This window comes from Pedobacter sp. HMWF019 (assembly GCF_003061025.1).
Taxonomy (GTDB): Bacteria; Bacteroidota; Bacteroidia; order Sphingobacteriales; family Sphingobacteriaceae; genus Pedobacter.
The window spans coordinates 1-3,596 of sequence record NZ_QAIL01000151.1; the positions used below are offsets into that span (position 1 = coordinate 1).

At 42.2% G+C, this 3,596-nt stretch carries 2 protein-coding genes; one reads left to right on the forward strand and one right to left on the reverse strand.

Going from position 1 to position 3,596, the window contains the following annotated elements:
• Window positions 1-68: 68 nt before the first annotated feature.
• Window positions 69-2,204 (forward strand): alpha-galactosidase, encoded by a 2,136-nt coding sequence (locus DBR11_RS09720; protein WP_108552050.1) that lies wholly within the window; start codon window positions 69-71, stop codon window positions 2,202-2,204.
• A gap of 6 nt (window positions 2,205-2,210) precedes the next feature.
• Here DBR11_RS09720 and DBR11_RS09725 read toward each other — a convergent pair whose 3' ends face one another.
• The gene (locus DBR11_RS09725; RefSeq protein WP_108552048.1) at window positions 2,211-2,831 is read right to left on the reverse strand and encodes a hypothetical protein; all 621 of its coding nucleotides are present in this window, start codon (window positions 2,829-2,831) and stop codon (window positions 2,211-2,213) included.
• Between the last annotated feature and the right edge of the window lie 765 nt (window positions 2,832-3,596).

A 3,596-nucleotide genomic window follows, 5' to 3' on the forward strand; every position in this document is an offset into this window, starting at 1 on the left:
CTTTTAAATTCCGATTCCTTGTTAAACCATTTTTCTTTGTTTTTTTTATCGGTACAGGCGGTGCCTTTATGGCAAAAGCACAGTCTGCATTTGTGATTCCGGTAGAATCGAAAAATAATGCACTGGCCCTTCAGGTTGGCGCCAAAAAGGACCTCTCCACCATTTATTTTGGTAAAAAATTAACCAGTACGGGAGAGTATGCCCATGTACCGGGTGTGTATAAACAGACCAGCGATTATACTGGATTGTTAAATTCAGTGTATACACCATCCGGCTCCCGGAATCTTATGGAACCTGCCATTACCGTAACGCATGCCGATGGAAACAATTCCCTGGACCTTAAATATGTGAGCCACAAAATCACAGATGTAAAAGAAGGGGTAAAATTGCTGTCTGTAGTATTAAAGGACCCTGTTTACGCCTTTGAAGTGACGCTGTTTTACCAGGTGTATTATAACGAAGATGTGATAGAGCAATGGACAGAGATCCGCCACCAGGAAAAAGGAAATGTGGTCCTTCATAAATTTGCATCTGCCAACCTGCATTTAAAGGCGGGTAGCTACTGGTTAAAACAGTATCATGGCGACTGGGCTAAAGAAATGCAGCCGGAAGAATCTAAACTGACTCATGGTATCAAGACATTGGATACCAAACTGGGTACCCGGGCCAACCTTTTCCAGCCTTCTGTTTTTATGGTTTCTTTAGACAAACCGGCCGGAGAAGATGAAGGCGATGTATTGTATGGTGCAATGGAATACAGTGGTAATTTCAGGATTGACCTTGAAGTAGATTATCAGGACAACCTGAGGATCATTGCGGGAATCAACAACTATGCTTCTCCTTATACGCTAAAATCAGGTGAAGTCTTTAAGACACCGGCCTTTTTATATACTTTTTCTGATCAGGGTAAAGGTGCGGCCAGCCGTAAACTTCAAAGCTGGGCAAGGAATTACAAATTGATGGATGGAAAGGGAAGCCGGCTTACCTTGCTCAACAATTGGGAAGCTACGCAATTCGATTTCAATGAAAATAAGCTTGCGGACTTGCTAAAGGACACTAAAAAATTAGGCGTTGATCTTTTCCTGCTGGATGATGGTTGGTTTGCTAATAAATATCCAAGAAATGATGATCACGCGGGCCTGGGCGATTGGCAGGAGAACAAGAAAAAATTGCCAAATGGCATTGCCTCGCTGGTAAAAGAGGCACAAAATAATGACGTGAAATTTGGGATCTGGATTGAGCCTGAAATGGTGAACCCTAAAAGTGAGCTTTATGAAAAGCATCCGGACTGGGTGGTGAAGGAAGACAAGCGGGAGGAATACTATTTCAGGAACCAGCTGATCCTGGATTTGACCAACCCGCAGGTGCAGGATTTTGTATATGGTGTTGTAGATGGTTTGTTTACTAAAAATCCGGAGCTGGCTTATATCAAGTGGGATTGTAATGCGGTAATTTACAATGCACATTCGGCTACGTTGAAAAATCAGAACCATTTTTACATTGAGTATGTGCGGGGTTTGTATAAGGTGCTGGAGAGAATCCGTGCCAAGTACCCAACGGTGCCTATGATGTTGTGTTCTGGTGGCGGTGGCAGGGTAGATTATGCGGCATTGCAGTATTTTACCGAATTCTGGCCAAGTGACAATACAGATCCTCTGGAGCGTATTTTTATGCAATGGGAATATTCTTATTTCTATCCGGCCATTAGCAGTTCGAACCATGTAACCGATTGGGGCAAGCAGCCGCTTAAGTTCCGCACGGATGTGGCAATGATGGGTAAGCTGGGTTTTGATATTGTGGTAAGCAAACTTTCGGAAAATGACCTGAAATTTTGCAAAGAGGCGATACAGGTGTATAATGGTTTGAAATCGACCATTTGGCAGGGCAATCAATACAGGTTGGCCAATCCTCGGGAAGGCAGCGTTGCTTCGATGTTGTATCTGTCTGCTGATCTCTCTAAGGGGGTTGTTTTTAATTACCTGGTGAGCAGCAGGTATGATGAAGGAAGTAAATTACCTATACGGTTGAAAGGTTTGGATCCTGCAAGGAAATATAGGCTTAAAGAGGTGAATCTGTATCCGGGCGTGTCTTCTGCATTGTCTGGGGAGCAGGTTTATTCTGGTGATTTTTTAATGAAAGTTGGATTTAATCCATTGCTTGATTTGAACAGGACAAGTGTTGTTGTACAAATAGAGGCATTGTAGGGGATTTTAGATGGCTGATTGCTGGTGCAGTGCTTTTATGGCCATCTTCCTGCCCTTATAAATCATATAAATCCCATAAGCAATGGTAGCAAGGGCTAGCCCTGTGCCTACCATTGCTAATATATTCCCTTGAGAGAAGGTCTGATGAAGGCTGAAATAAATGGCTGAAATTGCAATTATACAACTCCAGGTGGCTAGAAAATAGTCTATTTTTCTTCTAAATACCCAGGCCAGGGGATAAAAATGCAAACCCACCACCAGCGCCATAAGTGGAATAGACAGTTCTGGGTGATGCATATATATGGCAATGTTGATCGCAATTGGAATGCTGATGCCTTCAAGACCAAAAATGATAGCAAACCATTTTCCTGATCTTTTTTTCTCCTGATTTTGCTGGTCGGAGGAAGATAATGGCAGTGTTGAGGAGAGACGAAACAACTTGATGCTATTGACTATAAAGACAAGAACGATGATGATGCAGAGGTATAGGAACAAGTGATGGTCCTGACCTTGATAACCACCATTTGCGATCGAACTCCAAATCATGGTGAATACAGACATGAGAAGCAGGCCAGTTGCAACAGCACGCAAGGCTTCCCTGGGGATGTTATTTTCTGGAGTGGTCATGATGATTTAAAGATACAGTATAAAAATATAAAGAGGTGAATTTTGAAAAATTTAGCTTGTTGATTCGGGACTAACGATATCAAGAGGGCTGAATTATGTCGGAAAATTCTGTACAGCTACTTCAAGGCTAACGATATCAGGCGGGCTGAAGAAGCCCGCAGATCTCTGAGGCCTTTCCGCAGCGTACGAGAATTTTCCTTAGCAAATTGCAGAGGAGGGAGGAGACCGGGCAAGGTGCGGGTTTTGGATTAGGGTATAGGCTTTGATTACTATTCCAACTTTTCCGGATTTGGAACCGTTTGTTGATTTTTTAATCTTCCTCTTTTTTATGATCTGCTTGGTTTATGTCTGGTGGATAACTGATTTGATAGTAGGTATTAGTAAATAAGAACTAAACAAGTATTATATATAGAATAAACAGGGACAGAACAGGAATTTTATCCCTGTTCTGTCCCTGTTTAACCCCTGTTTAGTCCCTGTTTGATCCCTGTTTTTATTAGACTAGTCAATAATTTGGATCAGACCTGGACCGGAGCTGAAAGTATGCAGGTTTAAGATCGTTGTTTTTCGATTTAATTTGTTGCTTTTCCTGTCTGATTATGGATTGAGGAATGATCAACCGGAATATTTATACCGGAACTCAGGTATGCGCCCAGAAAAAAAGAAGGGTGAAGAGAGAAGGCCTTTTAAGGTTTTCGGGCTTTTTCTGCCCGCCTAAGCTTAAGCAGCCTTCGAGCTCATCCTTCTTTTTTTATAAGATAAAAG

Coding starts and splice junctions, on each gene's coding strand:
- DBR11_RS09725 (WP_108552048.1), bottom strand. CDS start 2,831: ATGACCACTCCAGAAAATAACATCCCCAGGGAAGCCTTGCGTGCTGTT.
- DBR11_RS09720 (WP_108552050.1), top strand. CDS start 69: ATGGCAAAAGCACAGTCTGCATTTGTGATTCCGGTAGAATCGAAAAAT.